The organism is Xenorhabdus kozodoii (assembly GCF_002632875.1).
Lineage (GTDB): Bacteria > Pseudomonadota > Gammaproteobacteria > Enterobacterales > Enterobacteriaceae > Xenorhabdus > Xenorhabdus kozodoii.
In genome coordinates, this window is sequence record NZ_NJCX01000021.1 from 1 (window position 1) to 26,858 (window position 26,858).

The 26,858-nt window shown below is 47.2% G+C and carries 21 protein-coding genes and 2 pseudogenes; 5 read left to right on the forward strand and 18 right to left on the reverse strand.

Annotated features, from left to right (window positions below):
• Together Xkoz_RS14030 and Xkoz_RS14035 are read left to right on the forward strand one after the other, a co-directional pair.
• Positions 1-87, forward strand: a pseudogene (locus tag Xkoz_RS14030) (IS5/IS1182 family transposase); the annotation flags it as partial.
• 458 nt (positions 88-545) lie between these two features.
• Positions 546-674, forward strand: a pseudogene (locus tag Xkoz_RS14035) (IS630 family transposase); the annotation flags it as partial.
• Positions 675-780: 106 nt separating this feature from the next.
• On the opposite strand, the gene ispH reads toward Xkoz_RS14035, so the two are convergent.
• The 5 genes from ispH to ribF all read right to left on the reverse strand — a co-directional run bounded on the left by ispH (position 781) and on the right by ribF (position 6,681).
• Positions 781-1,734, reverse strand: a complete 954-nt coding sequence (gene ispH / locus Xkoz_RS14040) for a 4-hydroxy-3-methylbut-2-enyl diphosphate reductase (RefSeq protein WP_099142759.1) — start codon at positions 1,732-1,734, stop codon at positions 781-783.
• Positions 1,715-2,185, reverse strand: a complete 471-nt coding sequence (gene fkpB, locus Xkoz_RS14045; protein WP_099142760.1) for an FKBP-type peptidyl-prolyl cis-trans isomerase — start codon at positions 2,183-2,185, stop codon at positions 1,715-1,717. The genes ispH and fkpB overlap by 20 nt, the downstream gene beginning before the upstream one ends.
• A gap of 193 nt (positions 2,186-2,378) precedes the next feature.
• Complete coding sequence (lspA, locus tag Xkoz_RS14050) at positions 2,379-2,897, reverse strand: signal peptidase II (RefSeq protein ID WP_099142761.1); 519 nt, start codon at positions 2,895-2,897, stop codon at positions 2,379-2,381.
• Positions 2,897-5,710, reverse strand: coding sequence for an isoleucine--tRNA ligase (gene ileS, locus Xkoz_RS14055; RefSeq protein ID WP_099142762.1), 2,814 nt, complete (start codon positions 5,708-5,710; stop codon positions 2,897-2,899). Before ileS ends, lspA begins: the two co-directional genes overlap by 1 nt.
• A 26-nt stretch (positions 5,711-5,736) precedes the next feature.
• Positions 5,737-6,681, reverse strand: a complete 945-nt coding sequence (gene ribF, locus Xkoz_RS14060; protein ID WP_099142763.1) for a bifunctional riboflavin kinase/FAD synthetase — start codon at positions 6,679-6,681, stop codon at positions 5,737-5,739.
• 348 nt (positions 6,682-7,029) lie between these two features.
• On the opposite strand from ribF, the gene rpsT reads away from it, so the two are divergent.
• A complete protein-coding gene (rpsT, locus tag Xkoz_RS14065; protein WP_099142764.1) occupies positions 7,030-7,290 on the forward strand; it encodes a 30S ribosomal protein S20 in 261 nt (86 codons plus the stop codon).
• A 101-nt stretch (positions 7,291-7,391) separates the two neighbouring features.
• Here the strand turns inward: rpsT and nhaR are convergent, their stop codons facing one another.
• Entirely contained in the window at positions 7,392-8,318 is a 927-nt protein-coding gene (gene nhaR, locus Xkoz_RS14070) for a transcriptional activator NhaR (protein WP_099142765.1), read from the reverse strand.
• 213 nt (positions 8,319-8,531) lie between these two features.
• Positions 8,532-9,701, reverse strand: coding sequence for a Na+/H+ antiporter NhaA (nhaA, locus tag Xkoz_RS14075; RefSeq protein WP_099142766.1), 1,170 nt, complete (start codon positions 9,699-9,701; stop codon positions 8,532-8,534).
• Positions 9,702-9,909: 208 nt separating this feature from the next.
• Here nhaA and Xkoz_RS14080 point away from each other — a divergent pair, with 208 nt between their 5' ends.
• Positions 9,910-10,755, forward strand: coding sequence for a DMT family transporter (locus tag Xkoz_RS14080; RefSeq protein WP_099142767.1), 846 nt, complete (start codon positions 9,910-9,912; stop codon positions 10,753-10,755).
• 91 nt (positions 10,756-10,846) lie between these two features.
• On the opposite strand, the gene dnaJ is transcribed toward Xkoz_RS14080, so the two are convergent.
• Both dnaJ and dnaK read right to left on the reverse strand, forming a co-directional pair.
• Complete coding sequence (dnaJ, locus tag Xkoz_RS14085) at positions 10,847-11,983, reverse strand: molecular chaperone DnaJ (protein WP_099142768.1); 1,137 nt, start codon at positions 11,981-11,983, stop codon at positions 10,847-10,849.
• A gap of 104 nt (positions 11,984-12,087) precedes the next feature.
• Positions 12,088-13,998 carry a molecular chaperone DnaK gene (dnaK, locus tag Xkoz_RS14090; protein WP_099142769.1) on the reverse strand — a complete coding sequence of 637 codons (1,911 nt, stop codon included), beginning with the start codon at positions 13,996-13,998 and terminating at the stop codon, positions 12,088-12,090.
• Positions 13,999-14,345: 347 nt separating this feature from the next.
• Here dnaK and satP point away from each other — a divergent pair, with 347 nt between their 5' ends.
• Positions 14,346-14,918: an acetate uptake transporter gene (gene satP / locus Xkoz_RS14095; protein ID WP_099142770.1), complete on the forward strand. Its 573-nt coding sequence runs from the start codon at positions 14,346-14,348 to the stop codon at positions 14,916-14,918.
• 83 nt (positions 14,919-15,001) lie between these two features.
• Here the strand turns inward: satP and Xkoz_RS14100 are convergent, their stop codons facing one another.
• The 9 genes from Xkoz_RS14100 to Xkoz_RS14140 form a co-directional block, all read right to left on the reverse strand.
• Entirely contained in the window at positions 15,002-16,273 is a 1,272-nt protein-coding gene (locus tag Xkoz_RS14100) for an MFS transporter (RefSeq protein ID WP_099142771.1), read from the reverse strand.
• A 393-nt stretch (positions 16,274-16,666) separates the two neighbouring features.
• Positions 16,667-17,254, reverse strand: coding sequence for a flavoprotein (locus Xkoz_RS14105; protein WP_099142772.1), 588 nt, complete (start codon positions 17,252-17,254; stop codon positions 16,667-16,669).
• Between the two features lie 34 nt (positions 17,255-17,288).
• Positions 17,289-18,131 (reverse strand): metallophosphoesterase family protein, encoded by an 843-nt coding sequence (locus Xkoz_RS14110; RefSeq protein WP_099142773.1) that lies wholly within the window; start codon positions 18,129-18,131, stop codon positions 17,289-17,291.
• A 35-nt stretch (positions 18,132-18,166) separates the two neighbouring features.
• A complete protein-coding gene (locus Xkoz_RS14115) occupies positions 18,167-18,631 on the reverse strand; it encodes a group II truncated hemoglobin (protein WP_099142826.1) in 465 nt (154 codons plus the stop codon).
• A 67-nt stretch (positions 18,632-18,698) separates the two neighbouring features.
• Entirely contained in the window at positions 18,699-19,568 is an 870-nt protein-coding gene (locus Xkoz_RS14120; protein WP_099142774.1) for a GNAT family N-acetyltransferase, read from the reverse strand.
• A gap of 37 nt (positions 19,569-19,605) precedes the next feature.
• Entirely contained in the window at positions 19,606-20,742 is a 1,137-nt protein-coding gene (locus Xkoz_RS14125; protein WP_099142775.1) for an acyl-CoA dehydrogenase family protein, read from the reverse strand.
• Positions 20,743-20,761: 19 nt separating this feature from the next.
• Complete coding sequence (locus tag Xkoz_RS14130) at positions 20,762-21,493, reverse strand: thioesterase II family protein (protein ID WP_099142776.1); 732 nt, start codon at positions 21,491-21,493, stop codon at positions 20,762-20,764.
• Positions 21,483-23,129: a GMC family oxidoreductase gene (locus Xkoz_RS14135; RefSeq protein WP_099142777.1), complete on the reverse strand. Its 1,647-nt coding sequence runs from the start codon at positions 23,127-23,129 to the stop codon at positions 21,483-21,485. Before Xkoz_RS14135 ends, Xkoz_RS14130 begins: the two co-directional genes overlap by 11 nt.
• Complete coding sequence (locus Xkoz_RS14140) at positions 23,126-26,536, reverse strand: non-ribosomal peptide synthetase (RefSeq protein ID WP_099142778.1); 3,411 nt, start codon at positions 26,534-26,536, stop codon at positions 23,126-23,128. The genes Xkoz_RS14135 and Xkoz_RS14140 overlap by 4 nt, the downstream gene beginning before the upstream one ends.
• Between the last annotated feature and the right edge of the window lie 322 nt (positions 26,537-26,858).

Sequence of the window (26,858 nt, forward strand, 5' to 3'; positions counted from 1 at the left end):
ATAGCCACTCGCTATGCAAAAAATAGCGCGTCTTTTCTTGCCGCAGTGCAAATCCGTTGCCTTGTTCTTTGGCTGAAAATCTCATGACGACATCGTCTAATGGAACATGCCGTGAATAAATCACAGCAATTAGGGCAAAAGGGTAAAGTAAAACTCATCCCGATAGATGGCGCTATTCCGGCATACATTAAAATGGGATTTTCTTCTACCGATTCGGGGTACTTGGTGCTAGATCCTGCCAACAGTAATAAATGGTGTGTTAGCAATGGTTGCTATAAGTATATATGCTGAGTGAATATTTTGGGTATTGCAAACTCGGTTTTTTGTTGGAAATTGTATCCTGCACACTAAAAAACCGAGTTTCAATAACACTGAAACTAATCTGTGGCACCCTGCAAAATAAACTCCCGCAGTAGCTTGTTCAGTTCAATATTGACTTTAGGTGGCGTTAGCTTTATGCCTAATTTATCTTCTAGATAGGCCTTAGCTTTGGCTTTATCCACCGTTGCCTTAAGCGCATCAAAGAAACTCAGTCCTGTCTATTCTATTCCCCCTGGCTGAACAAGATAGAACACTTATGGCACACGTTACATGAAACAGTAACGCGTAACCATTGTTGCCAATATAGGTGGCAACTCATTAGAAATACGGAGATTTTTTTGAGCGTGGGGTAAGAAGAGTTTTTCAGATAACCATGTGATAGGTGGTTCACTATTATGAAAACCTATTTAACCTGATATATGGACACCCACTTGAATTAAGTCGGTGTCATATATCGGGTTAATTAACCTCTTTCACTTCAACCCGTAACTCTTTTGGTACTTCGAAAACGATGTTTTCTTCTCGACCATGCAGTTCATTAACGGTTTTCGCACCGAAAGTTTTCAGGCGTTCAATCACCTGCTGTACCAGAATATCGGGCGCAGATGCCCCCGCCGTGACACCCACCGCGCTCATACCTGTGACCCACGCTTGCTGGATATCATCGGCAGAATCAATCAAATAAGCCGGTTTACCGACGCGCTGGGCAAGTTCAGCCAGACGATTTGAGTTGGACGAGTTTTTAGAACCGACGACCAAAACCACATCTGCCCCTGATGCCAAATCACGTACGGCTTCCTGACGGTTAGTTGTGGCATAGCAAATATCATCTTTGCGTGGGCCGACAATATTGGGGAACCTTGCATTAAGCGCATCAATCACTTCTGAGGTGTCATCGACAGAAAGGGTTGTCTGGGTCATAAAGCAGAGGTTATTTTCATCCTTGACTTGCAGTTTCCACACATCTTCCGGTGATTCCACCAGATACATGCCCCCGTTGGGGTTATTGTATTGCCCCATTGTGCCTTCCACTTCGGGATGGCCGGCATGCCCGATTAAAATCGCCTCTTTGCCTTTGCGGCTTGCCCTTGCCACTTCCATATGAACTTTGGTAACCAGCGGGCAGGTCGCATCAAACAGCATGGTTAGGTTTCGGGAGCGGGCTTCTGCACGAATGGCCTGGGAAACACCATGTGCAGAGAAGATTAAAATAGCACCATCAGGCACTTCTGATATTTCTTCAATGAAAATAGCGCCCCGCTTCCTAAGGTTATCAACCACATAACGGTTATGTACCACTTCATGGCGAACATAAATCGGCGCACCGTACAATTCCAGTGCGCGTTCTACGATGCTGATAGCACGATCAACACCCGCGCAGAAACCACGCGGGTTAGCCAGCAATATTTGCATGGGTTTCCTCCAACTGAGGGTCAACTTCCAACACTTCAATCTCAAAAGTGATGATTTGTTCAGCCAGCGGATGGTTAAAATCAACAGTAATGGAACCTTCAGCCACTTCTTTGACAAAGCCAGGCATTTCACTGCCGTTTATGGCCGTAAATAACATGATGGTTCCCTCTTCTGGGATACCGACGCCGGAAAAATCACGAGGCGTGAAGTACTGGACTAAGTCAGGGTTGTATTTGCCAAAAATAGCTTCTCCAGCCAGCGTAAATTGGTGTTTATCACCGGCTTTTAAACCAAGAAGTTGCTCTTCCAGTGGGGCTGAGAGACTGCCATCACCGAGGCGGAATAAGGCGGGCTTACCTTGACTGTAAGTCGAGTCTGCCGTAGAGCCATCATCCAGCTTTAGGGTGAAATGTAATAAAACTGCACTGTGCGCTTGCACCTGCATCGACATGTTGCTCAAACCTTTTAATTAAAAATGATTGCAAGTATACCAATCCAACTTCAAGTTGCAGTTTGCAAGCCAATGAGAGTGCTTATCTCTCCCCGCTACGCGGGGAGAGATAAGATGCATCTTGAAAGGCGACTGGTATAGATGAAATTATCCGCCCCAGTTAACAAGACTGGGGCAGATTTTTATCACGCTTTCAATGACTGGTTTTCGAGGCGGATTGTTTGCCCTTACCATCAGGGCTAATAAAGCTCTCTATGATAATGAGCGCCGCCCCGATGCAAATTGCAGAATCTGCAATATTAAAGGTCGGCCAGTGCCACTCCCCGACATAAAAGTCGATGAAATCGACAACAAAGCCATGTACCAGCCTGTCGAACAAATTTCCCAAAGCCCCACCAACCACTAAGGCGTAGGCAATATTGCTCAGTTTTTGCCTGGCGCTGGAACGATACATCATGACCAGCAGTACAACTGTAATGGCAACCGCCACCAAGGCAAAGAACCAACGCTGCCAGCCACCCTTATCAGCCAGAAAACTGAAAGCTGCCCCTAAATTCTGGGCGTAAGTCAGATTGAAATAAGGTATCAATGGAATGGATTCATACAGCGTGAAATGCTGCAACACTAAGTGCTTACTTCCCAAATCCAGTATTAATACCACAACAACCAGCCAAAGCCAGCGAAGTCCGGTGGAACAAATGGGTTTACTCATCAGGCAAATTTACGCTCTTCACCGTTACCGGCAACGTTAGTGACACAGCGGCCGCAAAGTTCTGCGTGTTCCGCCACCAGCCCCACGTTTTTAGCATAGTGCCAGCAACGTGGACATTTTTCTCCATCGGCTTTGCGCAAGGCCACTTTCAAGCCTGCAATTTCGCTTTGCAGCGCATCCTCACCCGCGGCGGCGTAAGCAGCAACATCAACCTGGGAAGTCAGCAGTACAAACCGCAGTTCATCAGACAACTTGTTGAGTTTTTCCGCCAGGGCTTCATCGGCATAGAGTGTCACTGCCGCTTCCAGTGAACTGCGGATATGTTTGTCGGCACGAGCCTGCTCCATAACCTTGTTCACTTCACCACGTACGGCAAGCAGATCTGCCCAGAAAGTATCGTTCATATCTTCGCCATCTGCCAGACCAAACAGCCCGTCATACCACTCTTCGGTAAAGACATATTGAGCGTGTTTACCGGGCAGTTCGCGCCAAATTTCATCAGCAGTAAACGACAGGATCGGCGCCATCCAGCGAACCAATGCTTCTGCGATATGGAACAGTGCTGTCTGGCAGCTACGACGAGCGATGCTGTCACTTTTTGCGGTGTACTGGCGATCTTTGATGATATCCAGATAGAACGAACCCATTTCCACGGAACAGAATTGCATCAAGCGTTGCACTACAGAGTGGAAATCATATTCCTCATAGTGTTTGAGGATATCTGCCTGAGCTGCCTGAGCACGACCGACTGCCCAGCGATCCAGAACAACCATATCCTCCGCTTTTACCCTGTGCTCTTCTGGGTTGAAACCGTTCAGGTTTGCCAGCAGGAAGCGAGCGGTGTTGCGGATACGACGGTAAGCGTCAGCAGAACGTTTAAAGATCTCGTCAGAAACCGCAATTTCACCGGTATAGTCGGTGGAGGCCACCCACAACCGCAGAATATCGGCACCCAATTTATTCATCACATCTTGCGGACTAATGGTATTGCCGATGGATTTGGACATTTTACGCCCTTGTTCATCAACGGTGAAACCATGAGTCAGAACTTGGCGGTAAGGGGCTTTGCCTTTAATCGCCGTGGATAGCATCAATGAAGACATGAACCAGCCACGGTGCTGGTCAGAACCTTCCAGATAGAGATCGGCGGAATTGCCGTGGAATTCTGGACGTGCATCCACAACCGAAGAATGGGTACTTCCTGAATCAAACCACACATCCAGCGTATCAGGCGCTTTGATGTAATCGGCTGCTTCATCACCTAACAGCTCTGCTACGTCCAGATCCCACCATGCCTGAATGCCATCGACTTCGATGCGCTTGGCGACTTCTTCAATCAATTCAACAGTGCGAGGATGCGGCTCTTGTGTCTCTTTATGAATGAACAGAGACATTGGCACGCCCCAAGTACGCTGGCGAGAGATACACCAGTCTGGACGGTTTTCGACCATGGATTCAATACGTGCCTGTCCCCAACCGGGTATCCACTGAACGCCTTTGATCTCTTTCAGGGATTGGTCGCGCAAACCATTTTTGTCCATGCTGATGAACCATTGCGGCGTTGCACGGAAGATGATCGGTTTTTTGTGGCGCCAGCAGCAAGGGTAACTGTGTTGGATTTTTTCCAGATTCAGTAATGCCCCTTTCTCTTTTAGCAACTCAACGATGGTGTCGTTAGCTTTGAAGACAAATTGTCCATCCAAAGCAGGGTGAGTGCCTGAGAGGAAACAGCCATTTGGACCAACGGGGTTGGCGATTTCAAGGCCATATTTTAAGCTGATTGCGTAATCGTCTGGACCGTGGCCACCCGCGGTATGGACTGCCCCTGTACCGGCTTCGAGGGTGACGTGATCACCGAGGATAGCAGGAACATCATAGCCCATGAACGGATGGTTAAAGCGAACCCGTTCCAGAGCGGCACCCGTGCAATCACCTAACACTTGCCATGAAGTGATACCGGCGCGCTGCATCACGCCCTCGACCAGTTCAGCCGCCAGAATGACGCACTCGTCATGGATTTTGACCAACTGGTAGGTTATTTCCGCACCCAAGGCAATCGCCCGGTTTGCCGGCAATGTCCACGGAGTGGTAGTCCAGATGACTAACGAAACCGGCAGCCCTTGTGGTTGTACACCAAATTTGGCGTACACGGCATCGGCATCAACGGCCGTGAAGCGCACGTCGATGGAAGGGGAGGTTTTATCGTAATACTCCACTTCCGCTTCGGCGAGGGAAGAGCCGCAATCCGTACACCAGTGAACGGGTTTTACGCCTTTCAGCAAATGCCCATTTTTGATAATACGGCCGAGTGCACGGATGATGTCAGCTTCAGTTTTGAAGTCCATGGTCAGGTAAGGTTTATCCCAATCGCCCAGTACACCCAGACGTTTGAAGCCCGCCTTCTGTGTTTCGACCTGAGTCATGGCATATTTGCGGCACTCAGCACGGAATTCAGCGGCGGAAAATTTTTCCCCTGGCTTACCGATAATCTGCTCAACCTTGAGTTCAATAGGCAAACCGTGGCAGTCCCAACCTGGAATATAAGGCGAATCGAAACCTGATAGTCCTTTGGACTTAATGACAATATCTTTGAGAATTTTATTAACTGAGTGACCAAGATGAATATCGCCGTTTGCATAGGGAGGGCCATCATGCAAAATAAACGTTTTCTTGCCAGATTTTGCTTTTCTAATTGCCTGATACAAACCTTCTTTGTACCAACGTTTTAACATATCTGGTTCGCGCTTAGCTAAATCCCCGCGCATAGGGAACCCTGTTTCTGGTAAATTCAGGGTGTCTTTGTAGTCACTCATTATAGATTCTCAGTTCCAATTTTCCGCTAAATACATGATTCGGATCGCTGTAAGAGATAGTTCCTCGCAGCAACCACATCTTTTGCGATTTGCTGCTTAAGCGCATCAAGCGAAGCAAATCGCTGTTCACTACGCAATTTTTTGCGTAATACGACATCAATATGACGCCCATACAGATCCATTTGGGTATCAATCAAATGCACTTCAAGTTGCAGGCCGTGACCTGCAACGGTGGGGCGATGACCTATGTTAGCAACACCCGGCAGGGGGGTATCGCCCAGTCCGTGGACTTCGACAGCATACACGCCCTGAACAGGCGCAACTAAACGTTTCAATGGTAAATTCGCAGTAGGGAAACCGATGGTGCGCCCCAATTGCTTACCGTGAACCACTCGGCCACTTATGCTGTAAGGATGCCCCAATAATATTTCGGCCAAAGCCAGATCATCATCGTGCAGTGCCTGACGAATAGCTGTACTGCTGATCCGAAGACCGCTGTCACAAAAACTGTCTGTGCTGGCGACATCAAAACGGTATTGTTTACCGGCTTGCTGCAAATAGTGGAAATCCCCGCGGCGATTTTTGCCAAAACGGAAATCATCGCCTATTGCCAGAAACTTAACACCCAGTTTTTCAACGAGCAACTGGGAAACAAAGGTTGCAGGAGAGTTGGCTGCAAAATGTTTGTCAAATTTCACACATAACAGATAATCAACGCCATTTTTGGCCAAATACTTTATCTTATCTCTCAGCCTGGTTAGGCGGGCTGGCGCTTTATCTGCCACAAAAACTTCCAGAGGCTGCGGTTCGAAAATCATGACCATCGTCGGTAATCCGAGACGCTGCCCTTCTTGCTTCAAGTGTTTTAATAAGGCTTGATGCCCACGATGGACACCATCAAAATTACCAATCGTCAGCACGCAACCATGGTGACGCGCCCGGATATTGTGTATACCGCGAATTAGCTCCATAGCTGGCTCAATACCGTGGAAATTGCCGGATTATACCTTGTACAAAGCTCAAGGTTAACCCACGATCACAAAGGGTTTTAATTAATAACCTGATTCATACAATAAAAATAGGCTAGATGCCCGAAAAATATTTAATTTATCGCATTTCTCTGTGATTCATTCAGTTTTTTATCGTGAAAGACTATATTCCCTCTGAGTAAGCTGATAAAATCCCGCACCATCACAACGTAAGCAGCGTCGCAGTACAACGACGTTTATTTGCACAAATCCATTGACAAAAGAAGGTTGAACAGGCATATTCCTCGGCCTTTGAATTGTCATCGATAGAATATATTTGGGAGTTGGACCTTGGCTAATATCAAATCAGCTAAGAAACGCGCCATACAGTCTGAGAAACGCCGTCAGCACAATGCAAGCCGTCGTTCCATGGTGCGCACTTTTATCAAGAAAGTATACGCGGCTATCGCTGCTGGCGATAAAGAAGCTGCACAGAAAGCATTCAATGACATGCAACCAATTGTTGATCGTCACGCCTGTAAAGGTCTGATCCACAAAAATAAAGCAGCACGTCATAAATCTGCTCTGGCAGCACAAATCAAAGCAATGTAATTATTGGTTTTGATTATGCTAAAAAAACCGGCTTTAAGCCGGTTTTTTTGTTCCTGTTAATTTCCGTGGGCTGATTTTGAAACAACGGTTTTTACGTACCCTTAACGCAATTTTTCAGGGCGGCTTTTTGGTGGCGAGCGGAATAAAGCAGAGAAATCGTTGTTACACACACGCTGGACAGCCGGATGTTGGATCATGCGTTCTGCAAAGATGACATAATATTCTTCCTGTACCGTATCCAATCGACCTATCTCAACAATATCGCTATCCGCGAAGATATCATTAGCATAAAAAGTGGGCGCGATGAAAATGGCATTGTGATACATACCGAATGCTTTCATCAATGCTGCGTCGTCAAATTCCCCTAGCACTTCAACAGCAAGGTTTTTATTGCGTATCCATGTCAGCAGCTTTCTGCCGAGCATTGAACGGCGGCCTGGGATCAACAAACGTCGCTCTTCCAGACACGCTGGAAACGGTTTTTGCGGGATGGGTTGACGGCAGTAGAAACTGATACTGCATTCCCCTAGCTTCACTGAAAACAGCCCTTCTTGTTGGGAAGAGTCAACCGGGCAATCAGACAGGATCATATCCAGCTTATGTTGGCTAAGTTGTTCAAGCAGCATTTCATGTGTCGATTCAAAACAACGCAAGTGGATTTTTTCGTGTTCCACAACAGTTGTTTCCAGCACTTTACTCACTAAACGTTTGGACAGCGCGTCAGCGACACCTACGTCAAACAGCAAGTTTGATTCTCGGCTGTAAGTCACGATGTCCATCATTTCCTGGCTGAGCGTAAACATCTTATCCGCATAGCGGAAAATTAATTGCCCCAGTTCTGAGGGCATTAAACCTCTTCCCTGGCGTTTAAATAACTTCCCACCCAGACGCTCTTCCAACGCTTTTATCTGCCCTGTGATGGTTTGTGGTGTCAGATATAGCGCTTCCGCTGCCCCCACAACCGATCCTTCCTTGCAAACATGCCAAAAATAATAGAGATGGTTAAAATTTAAATGTGAAACCCGCATATATTTATCCTTGTGTATTGCCTCACATCTGTACAACAGCCGTGACCATACATTTCAGGTCGCCAGATTAATGGCGTGCTCCTATTTTTTATTGGTGTGAAATATTCGGGCTACAACCGGTAAAAGTGCTATACCGCGAATATTAAGAGGATGAATTACTTCGGAATTTGCTGCTAATTTTGTGCTTAAATTAGTCTATTCATGTGCGTTTGGCTATCCTTTTTTCTTCGGTAATAGCTTATTCAATAATCCATATCCCATGATGGCCGCCGTGGTTGAACCAATCAATATTCCCAGACGAGAGTAGGTACTGAATGCTTCACCCAGCCCTTCAAATGCCAGACCAGAGATAAAAATAGACATAGTAAAACCGATCCCACACAGCACAGAAACCGCGAAAATTTGTCTCATGCCAATTTTTTCTGGCAACTTGGCCATGCCCAGTTTTACGGCACCCCAGCTAAACAGGAAAATGCCCACTGGCTTGCCAATAAACAGGCCAAGTGCAATACCTGTAGGCAAGATGCTGGTTAAGCCATCGAATGTGACACCGTGTAATGCAATACCCGCATTGGCAAACGCAAACAGGGGCAAAATTAAATAAGCGACCCACGAATGCAATTCATGCTCCAGGGTTTCAGAAGGGGATTCGCCTTTTTCATCCCGAAGGGGGATCAAAAACCCGACAATCACGCCAGCCAATGTGGCATGGATACCAGATTTCAAGATACACACCCATAAAACCCCGCCGACCATCAGGTAGGCGGACGTTTTAGCTATTCCTTTCCAATTCATCCAGGCCAGCAGCATCACCATGATGGCGGCCAGGCTTAATGCGGCTAAAGATACTGTTTTGGTATAGAACAAAGCGATAATGATGATCACACCTAAGTCATCAATAATCGCCAGCGCAAGTAAGAATACTTTTAATGCCGTAGGAACGCGTTTCCCCAATAATGCCATGACCCCTAAGGCAAAAGCGATATCTGTTGCGCAGGGAATCGCCCAACCTTGTCGTGTAACCTCGTTGTCGCCATTAAACACCAGATAGATTAGCGCAGGAACCAACATCCCCCCAAGCGCGGCAATGGCGGGAAAAATGGCTTTGTCACGACCAGCAAGCGAGCCTTCCATGAGTTCCCGCTTGACTTCCAGACCGACAATGAGAAAAAACACCGCCATTAACCCATCATTTATCCAGAGTAATAATGGCTTGTTAATTTCTAATGCTGCGAATTGCACCGCAACAGGAAGATTGAGGAATTGATGATAAATACCTTGCAATGGCGTATTCGCCATAACCAGCGCAATAATGGCTGCAAGAATGAGCAGAAGTCCCCCGGCAGCCTCTAACTTCAGGAATTGGCGAATAATTGCAGTCATAAATAAATTAACCTATGAAATTGATCAAGGTCATGGATGTTATGATAATTATGGTATCGGAAAAAGCAGATTATTGGTGCTGGATAGATCGGCATATTCGAATTGTAATATAATGTAATAATGTTTTTTGAAATATTGATAAATTACACTGTATAACAGAGTCAATTTTAATCATTATTTGTGCTAACGATATGAGTAAAAATACCCCATGACAACGTTACTTTTCCTGTTTGTCCTTGGCGCTGCTTTGCTACATGCCAGTTGGAATGCTTTAGTTAAGATTAGCGCAGATCGATTTTTAGGTATTTCAATTATTGTCTTTTTTGCCGGAATTATCGCAACCTTGGGGTTAATTTGGGTCGGATTGCCGACATTATCCTCTTTGCCGTGGCTAATCTTATCGGCGGTTTTACACACGGCTTATTGCCTGTTTTTAAGCCGTTCTTATGCTACGGGAGATTTGGGGCAAGTGTACCCCATTGCCAGAGGCTGTGCGCCACTCATTACCGCTTTATTGAGTTGGATAATTTTGCAGGAAACGTTGCCGCCTTTCGCTATGCTGGGAGTGGGGTTGATTATTGTGGGGATTCTGTTAATTGCTGTTCCACAAGGGAAAAATTCTCTTCACCTGGATCGCAAAACGTTAATTGCAGCAATCACAACATCTGTATTTACCGCAGGTTATACCTTATCTGATGGTGCAGGCTCCCGTGCCAGTGATCATACCTTGACCTATATCTTATGGCTGTTTGCGATTAATGGCTGGAGCATGGGTGTGATTATGTATTTCAAATATTGGAGCACGGCCGGAAGGAAGTTGCTCCAATACTGGAAGAAGGGATTGCTGGGCGGGCTGATGCAATTACTCAGTTATGGCATCGTGATTTGGGCGATGAGTTATGCCCCTATCGTGCTGGTTGCCGCATTGCGAGAAACCAGCGTGTTATTTGCGATGTTATTGTCTGTCGTCATCTTGCGAGAACCGTTTAACAAAATGCGATTATTGGCTTGTGTTGTGATTGTAGCTGGGGTGATTGGGACGAAGTTAGGATAGTGCTTTATTAAAATGATAAATCCCGCCTGATTATCTTTTTAGTTATTGATAATCAGGCGGGATTTATGAGAGATCTCACAAAAGTATTAAATTACTTAGTCAGATCATCAAAAAATTTCTTCACGCCATCAAGGAAACTCTTGGAGCGAGGGCTATTGGTTTCACCGCTTTTTCCACCAAAAGATTCACCCAGTTTACGCATCAGCTCTTTTTGTTCTTCATTCAACTTAACCGGTGTTTCTACAACGACACGGCACAGTAAGTCGCCCTGAACACCGCCACGGACGGATTTAACCCCTTTACCTTTCATGCGGAACAGCTTGCCTGTCTGGGTTTCCGCAGGGATTTTCAGGCTGACGCGACCATCAAGGGTTGGGACTTCAATTTCGCCACCCAGTGCTGCGGTTGCGAAGTTGATCGGCACTTCGCAGTAAAGATTGCTGCCATCGCGCTCAAAGATATGGTGCGTTTTGACCTGAACCTGAACGTACAAATCGCCGGCCGGTGCTCCGTGTTCACCCGCTTCACCTTCACCGCTCAGGCGAATGCGATCGCCAGTATCAACGCCCGACGGAATTTTAACGGACAGGGTTTTATATTTCTCAACCCGGCCATGTCCATGACATTTACCGCAAGGCTCTTTGATGATTTTGCCGCGGCCATGACAATGAGGGCAAGGCTGCTGAACGGTGAAGAAACCCTGACGCATATGTACTTGGCCTGCACCGTGACAGGTTGAGCACGTTTCTGGGCTGGTGCCCGCTTTTGCACCACTGCCATGGCAGCTCTCACAAGATTCCAGTGTTGGAATGCGGATCTCTTTGGTCACACCCCGGACAGCTTCTTCCAAAGTTAATTCCATGCTGTAACGCAGGTCTGAACCACGGCTAGGACGCTGCTGACGACGGCCACCACCGAAAATATCTCCGAAAACGTCACCAAAGATATCGCTAAAGTCAGCTCCGCCACCGAAACCGCCGGCACCGCCACCCATACCGCCTTGTTCAAAGGCAGCGTGACCATATTGATCATAAGCGGCACGTTTCTGAGGATCTGTCAGGATCTCATACGCTTCTTTAATTTCTTTGAATTTACTTTCTGATTCTTTATCACCCTGGTTGCGGTCAGGGTGATGTTTCATTGCCAGCCGTTTATAGGCTTTTTTGATCTCTTTTTCGTCTGCGGTTTTGGAAACGCCCAAAACTTCGTAATAATCTTTTTTTGCCATTGTATTGTCTACCCTTAACACGCACGCACGGGCGTAGAGTTACCTCAACGCCCGTGCCAGTTAACAAGTAACAGGCGCCCTGTTACTTTGCCCGCTAAGGGCTATTATTTTTTGTCTTTCACTTCTTCGAATTCAGCGTCTACAACGTCGTCTTCTTTCTTCGCGTTGCTTGCGCCAGCATCGGCAGCACCAGCCTGGGCTTGCTGTTGGGCAATTTCCAACAGTTTCTTGGAGGCTTCAACCAGGGCTTGGATCTTCGCTTCGATTTCAGCTTTGTCTTCGCCTTTTGCCGCAGTTTCCAGTTCAGACGTTGCTTTCTCGATGGCTGCTTTGTCGTCTGCAGTCAGTTTGTCGCCAGCTTCTTCAACTTGTTTACGAGTACCGTGGATCAGTTGGTCGGCCTGGTTACGGATCTGAACCAGCTCTTCAAACTTACGGTCAGCTTCTGCGTTTGCTTCTGCATCACGTACCATCTGTTGGATCTCTTCTTCGTTCAGACCAGAAGAGGCCTTGATGGTGATGTTCTGCTCACGGCCAGAGTTTTTGTCTTTTGCAGAAACATGCAGGATGCCGTCAGCATCGATATCGAAAGTGACTTCGATCTGTGGCGTTCCGCGTTGCGCTGGCTGAATGCCATCAAGGTTAAACTGACCCAGAGATTTGTTATCGCCGGCACGTTTACGCTCACCCTGAAGTACGTGGATAGTCACCGCAGATTGGTTATCTTCCGCTGTAGAGAACACTTGACTATGTTTAGTTGGGATAGTGGTGTTCTTAGAAATCAGGGAAGTCATCACGCCGCCCATGGTTTCAATACCCAGGGACAGTGGCGTAACGTCCAGCAGCAGAACGTCTTTCACGTCACCTGCCAATACACCGCCCTGAACTGCGGCACCGATTGCAACGGCTTCGTCTGGGTTCACGTCTTTACGTGGCTCTTTGCCGAAGAAATCGGCAACGGCTTTCTGTACCATTGGCATACGAGTCTGACCACCCACCAGAATCACATCGTTGATGTCAGATACAGACAGGCCTGCATCGTTCAGTGCAACTTTCAGTGGCTCGATTGAACGCTTAACCAGATCTTCAACCAGCGATTCCAGTTTTGCACGAGTCACTTTGATGTTCATGTGCTTAGGACCGGTCGCATCGGCGGTGATGTAGGGCAGGTTTACGTCAGTCTGTTGTGCAGAAGAAAGTTCGATTTTCGCTTTTTCTGCGGCTTCTTTCAGACGCTGCATTGCCAGTGGGTCATTACGCAGGTCGATGCCTTGTTCTTTCTTAAACTCGTCAACCAGATAGTTGATCATGCGGCTGTCGAAGTCTTCACCACCCAAGTGGGTATCCCCATTGGTTGCCAGAACTTCATACGTTTTTTCGCCATCAACTTCATCGATCTCGATGATGGAGATATCGAAAGTACCACCACCCAAGTCATAAACCGCGATGGTGCGGTTGCCCACTTCTCTGTCCAAACCGTAAGCCAGAGCAGCCGCCGTTGGTTCGTTGATGATACGCTTAACTTCCAGACCGGCGATACGGCCCGCATCTTTCGTTGCCTGGCGTTGTGCATCGTTGAAGTAGGCAGGAACGGTGATAACAGCTTCGGTTACGGGTTCACCCAAGTAATCTTCCGCTGTTTTCTTCATTTTTTTCAGAACCTCAGCAGAGACCTGAGGTGGTGCTATTTTTTGGCCTTTCACTTCCAGCCACGCATCGCCGTTATCCGCAGCCATGATTTTGTATGGCATGATAGATTCATCACGCTGTACTTCTTCATCCTGAAAACGACGGCCAATCAAGCGCTTAATAGCAAACAGCGTGTTTTGCGGGTTAGTAACAGCTTGACGTTTAGCTGGTTGACCAACCAGAGTTTCACCATCCTGAGTATATGCGATGATGGAAGGTGTAGTACGGTCACCTTCGCTGTTTTCAAGCACACGCGTGGTTGTGCCGTCCATAATTGCTACACAAGAGTTGGTAGTTCCCAAGTCGATACCAATGATTTTACCCATCTAAACGCCTCCACAAAGAATTCATATATTCGGTCAAGTTACTAGGCTATATGAGGACGAATGTTTGCTTTTCAATGGCTCTGTATGCCAGAAATTCCTCATTTGTTTTTCAGCCAGTGCTGAAATATTCACTAGTAACTGTAGTTGAGACTTAGATGGGGTCATTCATTTCAGCATCAAGGGGGAAATTGAAAAAAAATTGAGATTTAATAAAAAAATTTTTCGAAGGCCATTGTGTAGTTGATGTCATCACATTATGATTCGCCGCCTTTTGTGGTTTCTTGGTGCTGGAAAGCACCACGATAACTTTTCTAATATTTTGTTTTATTTGTATTTTTAGGGGAATTATGCATTCTAATCAGTTGGCTAACCCAGGCCCACTGGGTTTAATGGGTTTTGGCATGACAACCATTTTGTTGAATCTGCATAATGCAGGTTTTTTCCCATTGGCATCAGCTATTTTGAGTATGGGAATTTTTTATGGTGGTTTGGCTCAGGTGCTGGCTGGCATCTTTGAGTACAAAAAAGGAAATACTTTCGCTGCAACCGCATTTACCTCTTATGGTCTGTTCTGGTTGAGCCTCATCGCGTTGCTTTTCCTGCCGAAAATGGGCTTGGCTGACGCGACTAGCCAGGAGTTCCTTGGCGTTTATCTCGCCCTATGGGGAATTTTCACGCTATTTATGTTCTTTGGTACGTTGAAAGCTAACCGTGTCCTGCAATTTGTGTTTGGCAGCCTGACGCTGTTGTTCGCATTGCTGGCCATTGGCAATATCACTGGTAATGCCAACATTTTGATCTTCGCCGGTTTTGAAGGCGTTATCTGCGGTGCGAGTGCTTTCTATCTGGCAATGGCAGAAGTTCTGAATGAACAATATGGCCGTACTGTTTTGCCAATTGGTGAAGTGAAACACGCTTAACCACGTTGAGGCAGGATGAGTGATTTATGCTCATCCTGTACTTTATGACAGAAAATTAATCCCTAATTTCCCCCACTGCTTTTTCAGATAGATTTTTTCCGCAAGTAAATCCCCAATACAAGGCCAACCGCCGATAAGACCAACATATAGTAGGCAGGAGCCAGTGGGGTATAGGCCAGCAATAAGGTGACGAAGATCGGTGTCAGTCCACCAAAAATGGCATAGGCCACATTGTATGAAAATGAGATGCCACTGAACCTGACTTCTGGGGGATAGCTATTCACCATGACAAAAGGTGTTGCGCCAATCACGCCGACGGTCAAGCCAGTGAGGGAATAGGTACTGAATAGCTTAAGTGGTTCATGGCTGATGTTGTGATAGAAAAACCAGGTTGTGGCGGCTAATAGAATGCAACCGACCATCAGTACGATACCGGCTCCCCATTTGTCGCATAAATATCCTGCGGTGATACAGCCAATCGCTAATGAGATGATCGCCAGACTGTTTGCTTGCAAAGTCAGTGATTGTTCCAGATGAAATACCGTTTGCAGATAGGTTGGGGTCATCAGGATGACAACAACAATGCCAGCGGAAAGGAGCCATGTCAGCAGCATGGAAATAGAGATGGCGCACTTGTGATGGGCGATGACGGATTTTAGGGGCAGCTCTTCGGCCAACGCTTTACGTTGCTGCATTTCCTTGAAGACAGGGGTTTCATGCAGCCAACGGCGCAGGTACATGGCACATAAGCCGAAAATGCCCCCTAAGAAAAAGGGCAGACGCCATGCCCAATCCAGGACTTCGTGTTTGGCATAAATAGAGGTAATAATGGTCGCGACGAGAGAGCCGAATAAAATCCCCAGACTCAATCCTGCCGTCAAAATACCACAGGCAAAGCCAATGCGTTTATGGGGAACATGCTCTGCCACAAAAACCCAGGCGCCGGGCACTTCTCCACCAATGGCGGCACCTTGCATGATCCGCATCAGCAATAGCAGTATCGGCGCAGTGATGCCGACGGTATCGTAGGTGGGCAACATGCCGATGGCCAGTGTGGGAACGGCCATCATCAAGATACTGAGTGAAAACATTTTCTTACGGCCAATGAGATCACCAAAATGCGCCATGATGATCCCGCCTAAAGGCCGAGCCAAATAACCCGCCGCAAAAATACCAAAGGTCTGTAGTTGCCTAAGCCATTCGGGAATATCCGCGGGGAAAAACCGTTCTCCAAGGGCAACAGCGAAAAAGACAAAGATAATAAAATCGTAAAATTCCAGAGCGCCGCCTAAGGCAGCCAGGGACAGAGTTTTATAATCCTGTTTATTTAACGGGCGATTGTGATGTTGTGACATAAGTTACCGATTTATAGTTATAAAATGGGTTTTTGGTGATTATTTCCAAATGTTCTGGTCAGACCCAAAATAGATGAAAATAAAACTTATGCTATATTAAAAGATATTTATTCTGCAATTTTTAATGGCAGCCTATTTTAGTGATATGTAGTTTATACGAATCCAACGTCAAGTTGCAGGTTGCAAACCCATGAGAGTATTTATATCTCCCCGCGGCGCGGGGAGATATAAGACGCATCTTGAAAGGCAACTGGTATAGATTCGAACAGAGGAAGCGTTTATCGCTATATATCAGGGAAAATTTGAAATAGGAGAGTACTCAGCCCAATGATTGGATAACGTTCATATCGAAATTTTATCAATGAAAGGACGGAATACTCTTGCACATCGCGATTAACCCCAGAACTGATTCGGGAGATGTTGTTTCAGCAGTGAAATGACGGTGTCAATATCCGGTAATGAGGGATGCCCAACCATGCGTTGGAGTGAAGCATCAAAATTTTCGTGCCACACGGGTTCAATAACGTGATAGCCATCATCACCTAATTGCGTGATATTGCGGCGTGTTGCTTTTTTTTCCCACATCACGTGCCCCATAACAGGAAAAAACAGCACAGGAAATGTGGAGGCCAGAATGACGGTGGTTAACCGATTGGTTGCGCCCCCACAAGCAACAGTTGCAAGCGTGTTAGCCGTGGCAGGCAAAACGGCCATGATGTCATGATCGGCGACAATGCGTGAAGGTTTGTCTGTTGGCCAATCGTGTGGCATTTCTCCGCTAATAACCCGATCGGCATAGAGGGCTACCGTTGAGGCGGGTAAAAAAGAGGTCGCAGGGTTTGTCATCAGTACCGTCAATGTGCAGTCGATCGTTGCCTTAATTGTTGAAAGATATTTGGGTAGCAGGGTGATATCCACAGATCCGGTTGCCCCAATTAAGATCCGAGGTTTTATCTGTGAATTTCTTTCATTGTTTTTCATCGGTCAATAAGCCTCTTATTATAAAAATAGATGATTAGCGATACTCGTTAGCGTGCTCCAGTAACCTGTCTAGTGGCACTAAGTAAGTATCCCGCCCATGCTCTTGCCATTCCCGCGGATAGCCTAAAGAGACCTCCAAATGAGCAACATCTTGAATATATTCGAGATTGGGAATATGCAAGTGCCCATATACCACCATACGAACCCCTTTTCTTGATGCCCATTGGTGCGTTTTTTCACTGCCACACCAAATGGAAAATTCGCTATTGCGTAGGGAGGCAAGCGGCTGACGGATAATGGGAAAGTGGCTGACAAGTACGATATCTTCCCCCTCTGGGATCGCGTTTAAGCGTTTTTCGGTATATTGGATACGCTCCCGACACCAATCGATAATATTTTTGTGAGGATAGGTTTTCAGGAAGAATTCGTCAGCACTCATGACACCACAACGACGGGCACGTGCTATGGCTTGTTCCGCCGTATAGTCATCATGTTTTCTGAATGAATAATCGTATAGGGTAAAAACAGGGGCAATGGTAACAGTCGTACCATTCCCCCTGCGGTAATGACGGAACTCATCTTCAGGAGTGAGTACATTATGCTGTCGGCAAATATTGACCAGATGTTCATAGCGTAGTACGCCAGGCAACTTTAATGGATCTTTGGGTGTACACCAGAGTTCATGATTTCCTGGCGTCCAGACCACTTGGGCAAAACGTTGGGAAAACGTCCTGATGACCCAGGTAAAGTCTGACTCCCGCTCTGCAATATCGCCTGCCAGCAGCAGCCAATCATCAGGTGTTGATGGCCTGAGTGATTCGACTATCGCCCTATTGGTCGCGTGAGAGACATGCAAGTCACTGATCGCCAACAGCATAGGCTCACCTCTTTATCGTTAAATTTCACCGAAAATTAAGGGGTTCCTGGAGGGGCTTCTCCCCATCCCCATTTGGGTACTGTTTCACGACGTGAAGGGGAGGCATCGGGTTGAGAATTGGCTTCAGCCCGGCGTGAACCCCATTCGATATAACCGGCAAATGCGGCACGAAATTCGGGATCAGAAGGCAACCCGATTTCATCGGCAGACGCCATCAACAACTCTACCCATCTTTTTCTCTGTTCTGGTTGGATACTTCGGCCTCTGTGGCGGCTTAGCATGACTTTGAAGCCACCACGATCTTCGGTATAGCGACTCTCTCCGCCGAGCACCTCTTCCAACCACATGGCGACATGACCAGGATGATCGGATTTCATGTTTTTAAACAGCGGGGCAAGCAGTTCATCTTTTTCAACCTTGGCATAAAAGGTGGACATGAGTTTCATGAGCACCTCGCGACCGCCCATCCATTCAAATAAGGTCGGTGTTTCATTTGCCATAACATAACCTCTCATAAATATATTAATGATGTTGCGATTCCAGGTAATGGCCAGTTGTTGATATCCATTACCCCAGCTCCAAAGACGCAATGGCCTTGACCTTATCCAGCCGCCCCTTTGGGATGAGATTGCCTTTGTACATTCTGTAGGTGTTAAACAGCCCGTTTAGGCCATATTCGTTAGCCAGTTGAAGAAAGTCGTTGTTATCGGTTTCGGGAACATCGGCCGATACCGGTAAACCATCCGGGATCTGCGCAAATGCGGTAAGGGCTAACGTCTCAACCGCGTCAGGGTCATCGGCAAGAAAAGGGCCTATTCGGTAGCCATTTTGGGATCGCCTCAGGCCGATGACGCCGGTGATCCCCGCCCTGGAATAAGTGCAAAATCCATAGCGTTCTTTGCCCCAAAACCAATTCGCCAGTAATGCGCTGCGATCAACGCCAGTGCATTCAGCGTCATACTTAATGACTTCATCAATATTGGCTGGGGTGATCAGAATGGCACCTTCTGGCGGTCTGATTTTGGGCTTGATGACACCTGAAAGCCGGACATTGCGGTAATGGATAACAAACCCTCTTTTTTCATAGAGTTCTGTTCTGTCCCAGTTACCATCACAGCCAATGGTGCGATGTTCAGCATGATCTATCGACCATTTCCATATCTTTCCTGCACAAACATGATGGCGGAATTCCGGTCGTATGATGAAATTGCCACCGAACGAATAAGCATCTGAATAATTCACCATTGACATGGAAGCGATAGGTTGAATGCCACGATAGGCAATAAAAAAAGCCGTTGGATCTACGTTAAAAAAACGGGCTGCATCGTCCGTATTCATATCCCAGTTTTCGGCATTTGCCCAAGTGAGAACGGTCGCGTTCCACTGACTGACATTGACTGATCGGATGAGACACGATGTACTGTTGTTCTTATGCATAACGAATATATCCTCTCCAGCCGCGTATCACGGTGCCTTAAAGCCCAATGGATTTGCTGATGATTTCTTGCAGCACTTCGCTGGTTCCACCGTAAATCGTCTGGGCGCGACTATTCAGCCAATTCTTGCCAGCAAGAGAATCACGCAAGTAACCCAGGCCGCCGTGCAGTTGCAGGCAACGATCTGCCACTTTCATTTGCAGTTCGGTCGTCCACCACTTGATGCGGGCGGCATCCACGACACTGAAAAGCCCCCGATTGAAGAGATCGACGGCGTGATCAAGGTAAACGCGGGCAATTTTTATTTCGGTATCTAATTGCGCGAGAACAAAACGGTTGTACTGAAAGGAGCCGATCGGTTGATGGAAGGCTGTCCTTTCTTTCACATATTCCAGTGTGCTCTGCAATATATGTTCTGCACTGGCAACCGCCACGGTTGAGATGCTGAGGCGTTCGCGGGGCATGGCTGACATAAAGTAATAGTTGCCGAGGTTTTCACGGCCAATCAGGTTGGTGACAGGGACTTTGCAGTCATGGAAAAAGAGTTCAGCCGTGTCGCTGCCATTCCAGCCAATTTTCTTTAATGGTTCCCCTCTGGTGAATCCAGGCATATCCCGCTCGATCGCCAGTAAACTGATCCCCTGTCCCTGTTGTCCCTCTGCTGTTTTTACCGCGACGACGATCAGATCTGCATTGATGCCATTGGTGATGTAAGTTTTGCTGCCATTGACCAGATAATAATCGCCTTGACGTTTAGCCACGGTTTTGATGTCTGCGGTATTGGAGCCGCCGCTGGGTTCCGTCATGGCAATGGCTGCGACCCGTTTTCCGCTACACAGTGCCGGCAGCCACCTTTTTTTCTGCTCCTGATGACCGAGGGCAAAAATGTAGCTGGCAACGATGTCATTATGGGCGACGATCCCCGGTACAGTGACACCGGCTTTGATGAGTTCTTCCGTCAGAATGACCGCGAACCGATAATCGTGTTTTTCCAGCCCCCCAAACTCAGGGCTGACCCCCATGCCTAACAACCCTGCCTGACCGAATTTCTCCCAAAAGATGCGTTCAACCCGCCCGTTCTCTTCCCATTTTTGATGCTCAGGGACGATTTCACGTTCAAGAAATTCACGGCAAGATTTGCGGTAATTATCAAAATTATCTATCTCAATACACATATTCACTCCAGGTTTTTTGTCAGCCCATTGCCTTATTCAGCAGTATTTTTTTGATGACATCCCAGTGGCGGTACACAGCAAAGTGATCCCCGGCAATATGGGTGAGTGAAATATCGTCAGAGGTGTAATTTTGCCAGGCTTCCATGTCTGCCAAAGTGACATGAGGGTCGTGAGTGGCGGAAATTAGCACCAGTGGATAATTCACCTGTATATTGCCAAGTCGGGGAAATTGGCTACGTATCAGGTAATCACTGCGCAGTTGCCGGATGATGGGTTTTATCAGCGCAGGTTCATTCAAGATTGCTTCGGGTGTCCCTTGATCTTCTCTGGTTTTCTGTACCCATTGTTCATCTGTCCATTTGTGTCGCTCATCGTTGAGTTGACGATGAGGGGGAACCGCGCTGGATACCACGCCAAATAGGGGAGACGTGGCATAGTTTTCCATTAATGCCCGGCCTACCGCGACACTCAGCACTCCCCCAAAGCTATGGCCAAAGGTGATCCACTCCGTGATGCCCTGTGCTTGTTTTTGTCGGAAATCCGCCCAGATATCGGAGGCCAGTCGTTCAACCAGTAAATCGAGATCGGGAATTTCCGGCTGTTTAGCCAAATAACCACGGCCTGGGATCGCAACGGGTTGTAAGATCGCAGACTTGGTGGTCATAAGATCCTGTAACCAGGGGCGATAAATGGCGGTGGTTGCGCCAGCATGGGGAAAGGCATAAATCACCCGTTTGCAATTAGTGTCCATGTGTTCCTCGCTCGCGAGTGGCTTCGCCCTCGATCAAAAAACTGACAATGCGTTCAGCTATCATGATGGTTGTCAGGTTCGTTGGCATCGAGGGAATGGTGGGGAACAGGGAAGCATCAGCAACGGTCACACCCGTAATGCCATGCACCTGGCCATCTTCTTGGGTCGCGCTAGCAGGATCACCACGGCGCCCCATTCTGAGCGTGCCAGAGGCATGCCAGCCTGGATTGACAAGGTTTTTGATGGCACTGTTCATGATTTCGTCGTTATCAATCATGGAGTGAGACCAAAATTGTATGCCATCAAGGAATGCTTCCACTTCTGGATGGTGTAAGACCTGCCAAATTTTACGTACTCCGCCGACAAGGCGAGCGATATCTGTTGGCGTACGGGTCAATGGCAGATCAATTTGCGGCAACGCGGTGGGTGACGCCGACGTGATGAAGACCTGCCCTTGCATCTCTGGACGCATCAACATGACGGAAGCGCCAACCAGCATAGGATACGCCACGCGATCCCTGAATCCGGGGACGGTGTCACTGGCAACATTGTTCAGTAAGCCAATTTGGACATCGACTTTGTCGTCGTAACCGCTATTGATACGGGCAGCAATTTGTCGCCACGGCAGGCCGGTTGTACAGACGCCCGCTTTAGGCAGCGCCCACAGCACCACGGAAGCATGATCAGTCAGGGCTCTGCCCACGGCGGGCACTGGCGCAACAACAGGGATACCTAATCTGCCCAGATGTGCCGGATCGCCCACCCCTGAACGCTGCAATAACGCCGCCGAACCAATTGCGCCAGCGCAAAGGACAATCTGTCTGGCCTGATAAACGCGTTCTTCTCCCGCCTGAATGATTGTTACCCCAGCGGCAACCGTGCCGTTAAACATAATCTGCGTGACCAGTGCATCCGTCATCACATGCAAATTTTTTCTATCCAGGATCGGCTCAAGGTATGAACGATAAACATCCACCCGTTCCGCGCCATGAATGACATTCGCGGGAACAGGGCCAACCGCGGGATCTTCGCCGACATTGAGATCATCAACGTAAGGCACCCCAGACTGTTCGCAAGCACGGGCAAAAGCCATATCAAGGGGATGGATTTCGCTCTTTGCAGGCCTGCGCAGACACATCGGCCCTTGTGAGCCGTGGTTATCATCACCGAGATAATCGGTATCATTCTCCAGATGCTTAAACCACGGCAGAACCTGCCCCCAACCCCAATTGGGGCAACCCATTTTGGCCCATTGATCGAAGTCGCTCGGAAATCCTCGCAGGGCAATGGCACCGTTGACTGCGGAAGAGCCGCCAAGTACTTTTCCCACACGATAATTGAATGGCTTGCGCGCCTTATGCTTGCGAGACTGTTGTGGGTTCTCCATATGGACGGGGGGAGCAATCAACGCGGCGAACCGATCATCATTGCGCACATTAGCTTCGTAATCCCAGTTATATCCTTCCAGCACCAGCCTTGACGCATCTCTGAGTGGGCTGGCCGGGTTGTGTACATCAGATGCGTGGCCTGCTTCAATCAGTAGTACGGATTTTGCGCTATTTTCAGACAGGCGGGCGGCCGCCACGCACCCGGCTGAGCCACCGCCCACCACGATATAATCGTATGTTTTGGTCATAGTTCATTCACCGCTTGAGATTGGACAATAGTTTCGATGATGCGAGAGAAAGACTGGATATTCGAATTCATAAACAGCCCTTCGATGATGTCCTGCTCGCCAACGGGCGTAATATTAAATTCTTGCCGCAGAGCACTGAGTAAACCAACGGCATGCAGTGAATCGCCACCGATATCAAAAAAGCCATCGGTGACATCAAAATCGTCATGCTGGAGTTGGGCTTGCCAGAGTTTCAGGATCTTTGCCTCTATCGCATTAGCGGGTTTAACCGGGGCATTGGCATGTTCTTCACTCTCCGACCAAGGGACAGGCAACGCTTTACGGTCAATTTTGCCATTACTGGTTAATGGCATATGGGGCAACAAGATGTAATAACTGGGCACCATGTAAGAGGGTAACGTTTTGCGGGCAACTTCTCTTAATTGCGCCTGAAAATGGGTTGGATCATCCAACGTTTCTGGTGCCTCCGGCACAATATAGGCGACAATATGTCGTTGCCCGGTTTTGGCATGAACAGGAGCCTCAATGACGACATGGCTGGCATTTTCGTGGCTCAGAAGGCAGGCTTCAATTTCCCCTAATTCAATCCGGTAGCCATTGATTTTGACCTGATTATCTTCGCGCCCTAGAATTTCGATTAAACCCTCTGCAATGTATCGCCCCAAATCGCCGGTTCTGTACAGCCGCTCACCCGTGGCAGGATGAGTAATAAAGCGCAGTGCCGTTTTTTCTGCGTCGCCCAGATAACCTTGAGTCACCCCGTCTCCGCCAATATACAGTTCACCGGTTACCCATTTGGGGCAGGGAAGGAGCCAGTTATTCAATACATGGAAAGTCTGGTTTGCCAGCGGCTTGCCATAAGGAATGCTTTTCCAGTTTTTGTTAATTTTCTCAATGGGATAATGTATCGACCAGATAGAACCTTCCGTTGCCCCACCGAGACTGATGATTGCCGTATCGGGCAAACTTTCTCGAATACGTTCAGGCAGATCGACCGGTATCCAGTCCCCGCTCATCAGGATCAGCCTTAATGGGGTTTCAGACAGCGCAGAACCGTTTCTGTCTATCAATACTTTCACGGGCGCAGGGACACTATTCCAGAGAGTAATGTGATGTTTGATCAGCATGTCCAGCCAGATTTTGGGGTCATTGGCGGTTTCTGGCATGGCAAAAACCACTTTTCCGCCCACACCCAATAGCCCGAAGTAGTCATAGACGGACAAATCAAACCCGGCAGGTGCGACAGACAACACCGCATCTTTTTCTGTGACGCGGAACTTCTGATTAATATCAAGTACCGTATTGGCTGCGTTACGCTGGGAAGCCATTACCCCTTTCGGTTCCCCTGTCGAACCGGAGGTAAAGATGACATAGGCCAGATCATCCAATCCCTGAATTGACGACATGGCAGCCCCATGTGCCGTCGCGATGGGTTCGGTATTCATGGCCTTGTGCGTAGGGCACTCATCCAGATTGATGCGAAGCAGATGGGTAAATTCATCATGCCCAAAAATGGTGCTATCCGTCACAATCCCTTTGACTGAACAGCGGTTGAGTAAACTCATTCTCCGTTCCGCCGGAAGCTGGGGATCAATGGCTACGTAGGCAGCGCCAGACATCAGCACACCCAGCAACCCGATGACCAGTTCCGGGCTTTGTGGCAGGGAAACGGCGACAATATCGTTGGGATGAATGGGGGCAGCGGTGCGTAGCTGCTGCGCTATTGCACAAGCCCTGTTGACCATTTCTGCATAGGTAAATTGTTTTTCGCCCTGAATCAGCGCAATGGCATTGGGGAATTTTTCGGCGGCCTGTAAGACCATTTCATGTAGCAGCTTGAGATCAAGTTCCGTCTTCGTGGCATTGGCTGTTGCTCGTTCCATCAGATCGGAGGCTGGCAATTGCACCAGTGAGGTGTTTTTATCCCATACTGAATCATCTTCTGCACAAGTGGTTATCAGCGCCATATACGCATCCAACATGGCTTCCACCATGTCGTCGGGGAATAGCTCATTAACGGTATTCCAGTTGATTTGGATAAGATCATCAACACGGACGATTTGGTTCTCCAGCCAGACTTGTGGGGTTTGGTTACTGCTATAAACGGGGATCGCCTCCACCCAACCGATATCGGTGACGACATCATCCAAATTGGCTGTCAGGGTATTGCTAAATACGACGGGGGCGGTTGCTGCCCGGTTGCCATGATTGCGACGGGTCAGCTCTCTTAAAACTTGAATCCCATTGTAGGAACAGTGCCAGCGGTTCATCATTAAATCTGTCTGGATCTGTACCAAACGATCATTGAGACTTTCTTCTCCTGTTCCGCCAATACCCAGCAACATGGGTTGAAGGAAATTACCGACAACATTTTCAATTCCCTCAAAATAGGGGCGACGCCCAAATTGAGTGATCGTCAGTGTAAAAGTTTGACGTTTAGACCATTGACGAAGCACTTCTGCGTACATACCGAGAAGTACCGTTTCTAATGTCAACTTGCGTAATTCCGCTTTTTTTCTAAGCGCCGATAATGTTTCAGGAGAAATTTGCCGGCTGTAACGTTTGAATACCGGTGGAGAAAGGATTTCAGGCGCATTTTTTAGCGGTAATTCAGGGGGAGGAGGTAAATGTTCTAACTGTTGTTCCCAATAAGTTTTATCACGTAATCCCTGTGGTTGCCCCTGTAGATAACGTTCTAATTGGATATAGCGGGGGAAATGAAGATTATCCGGTAAGTCCGGCAGATTATGGCCCTGATAAACTTGCCACCAGTCACGTAATACTAAACGGACACTATGAATATCGACAAACATCAGGTCGAAATAAATATGCAGGCGGGTAATATCATCATTAAGGATTGTTGCCCGTATATCGAATGTCGGTGTTTTATCGACAGGCAATAATTGCGTTTCCATTTCCTGGCGAAGTTTTGCCAACCTGTTATCTTTTTCTGATCCTGACCAAATCCGGCCATCCTGAATAGGAATGGTATAGATCAACGGGGAAGGTGAAATTTTCTGCTGACCATCCAAAGACAAGGTCGCCCGTAACATAGGGTGATATTCAATAATCTTATTCAAAGCATTATTGAATAATTCTATATTTAAAGATTTAATATCCCATTCGGTATATAGGCAGCTTGTCAATCCACCCAGTTCTAGCCGAGGATTACGTCCAATCAAATAAGCATATTGGATATCTGTTAATGGAAAATCTTCTGTCTTAATCGTATCTTCTTGTAGAGTGATGATATTTATTAATGGTAATCTGTTTTGGAATATCCCATTAACCTGTTCTTTCAATTTTGATGGCTCTATTTCTAAATTTTCAGTTTCTGATTTATATAATTTAGAGGGATTAGAGGTTTTTAATCCGAATTCTTGTAATGCTTGGAGAAAATTTTGCATGCATGATCCCTTGTGTTTGATTGATAAATTAATTTATATTTTTTTAAGGTTATCTTTTATCTTTGAAATAAAATAGATTGGGAATAGGGTTGAAATTCTTAACAAAGGGTCTTTTTACATTTCACCCATTTATTTTGGTGAAAATAAACATCATTGACTATCGGAACAATATATTGATTCACGGGTTTAAAATAAAAGCAGTGCATATTCAGATACCTCATTAATCTTAGTCGGGTGTTGGTTTTATTTGTTGGTGTGCTTTTGTGCAAAAATAACATGTTTATAACTAAATGTAATATCAAATAATAATATGTTATTAACT

Bases quoted from the DNA above. Each gene is read 5' to 3' on its own strand.
- Xkoz_RS14110 (WP_099142773.1), bottom strand. From the start codon at position 18,131: ATGCTGTTGGCGATCAGTGACTTGCATGTCTCTCACGCGACCAATAGG.
- Xkoz_RS14080 (WP_099142767.1), top strand. From the start codon at position 9,910: ATGACAACGTTACTTTTCCTGTTTGTCCTTGGCGCTGCTTTGCTACAT.
- ribF (WP_099142763.1), bottom strand. From the start codon at position 6,681: ATGGAGCTAATTCGCGGTATACACAATATCCGGGCGCGTCACCATGGT.
- Xkoz_RS14120 (WP_099142774.1), bottom strand. From the start codon at position 19,568: ATGCATAAGAACAACAGTACATCGTGTCTCATCCGATCAGTCAATGTC.
- Xkoz_RS14130 (WP_099142776.1), bottom strand. From the start codon at position 21,493: ATGGACACTAATTGCAAACGGGTGATTTATGCCTTTCCCCATGCTGGC.
- dnaJ (WP_099142768.1), bottom strand. From the start codon at position 11,983: ATGGCAAAAAAAGATTATTACGAAGTTTTGGGCGTTTCCAAAACCGCA.
- nhaR (WP_099142765.1), bottom strand. From the start codon at position 8,318: ATGCGGGTTTCACATTTAAATTTTAACCATCTCTATTATTTTTGGCAT.
- Xkoz_RS14135 (WP_099142777.1), bottom strand. From the start codon at position 23,129: ATGACCAAAACATACGATTATATCGTGGTGGGCGGTGGCTCAGCCGGG.
- Xkoz_RS14140 (WP_099142778.1), bottom strand. From the start codon at position 26,536: ATGCAAAATTTTCTCCAAGCATTACAAGAATTCGGATTAAAAACCTCT.
- satP (WP_099142770.1), top strand. From the start codon at position 14,346: ATGCATTCTAATCAGTTGGCTAACCCAGGCCCACTGGGTTTAATGGGT.
- dnaK (WP_099142769.1), bottom strand. From the start codon at position 13,998: ATGGGTAAAATCATTGGTATCGACTTGGGAACTACCAACTCTTGTGTA.
- Xkoz_RS14100 (WP_099142771.1), bottom strand. From the start codon at position 16,273: ATGTCACAACATCACAATCGCCCGTTAAATAAACAGGATTATAAAACT.
- ispH (WP_099142759.1), bottom strand. From the start codon at position 1,734: ATGCAAATATTGCTGGCTAACCCGCGTGGTTTCTGCGCGGGTGTTGAT.
- fkpB (WP_099142760.1), bottom strand. From the start codon at position 2,185: ATGTCGATGCAGGTGCAAGCGCACAGTGCAGTTTTATTACATTTCACC.
- lspA (WP_099142761.1), bottom strand. From the start codon at position 2,897: ATGAGTAAACCCATTTGTTCCACCGGACTTCGCTGGCTTTGGCTGGTT.
- Xkoz_RS14125 (WP_099142775.1), bottom strand. From the start codon at position 20,742: ATGTGTATTGAGATAGATAATTTTGATAATTACCGCAAATCTTGCCGT.
- Xkoz_RS14105 (WP_099142772.1), bottom strand. From the start codon at position 17,254: ATGAAAAACAATGAAAGAAATTCACAGATAAAACCTCGGATCTTAATT.
- nhaA (WP_099142766.1), bottom strand. From the start codon at position 9,701: ATGACTGCAATTATTCGCCAATTCCTGAAGTTAGAGGCTGCCGGGGGA.
- ileS (WP_099142762.1), bottom strand. From the start codon at position 5,710: ATGAGTGACTACAAAGACACCCTGAATTTACCAGAAACAGGGTTCCCT.
- Xkoz_RS14115 (WP_099142826.1), bottom strand. From the start codon at position 18,631: ATGGCAAATGAAACACCGACCTTATTTGAATGGATGGGCGGTCGCGAG.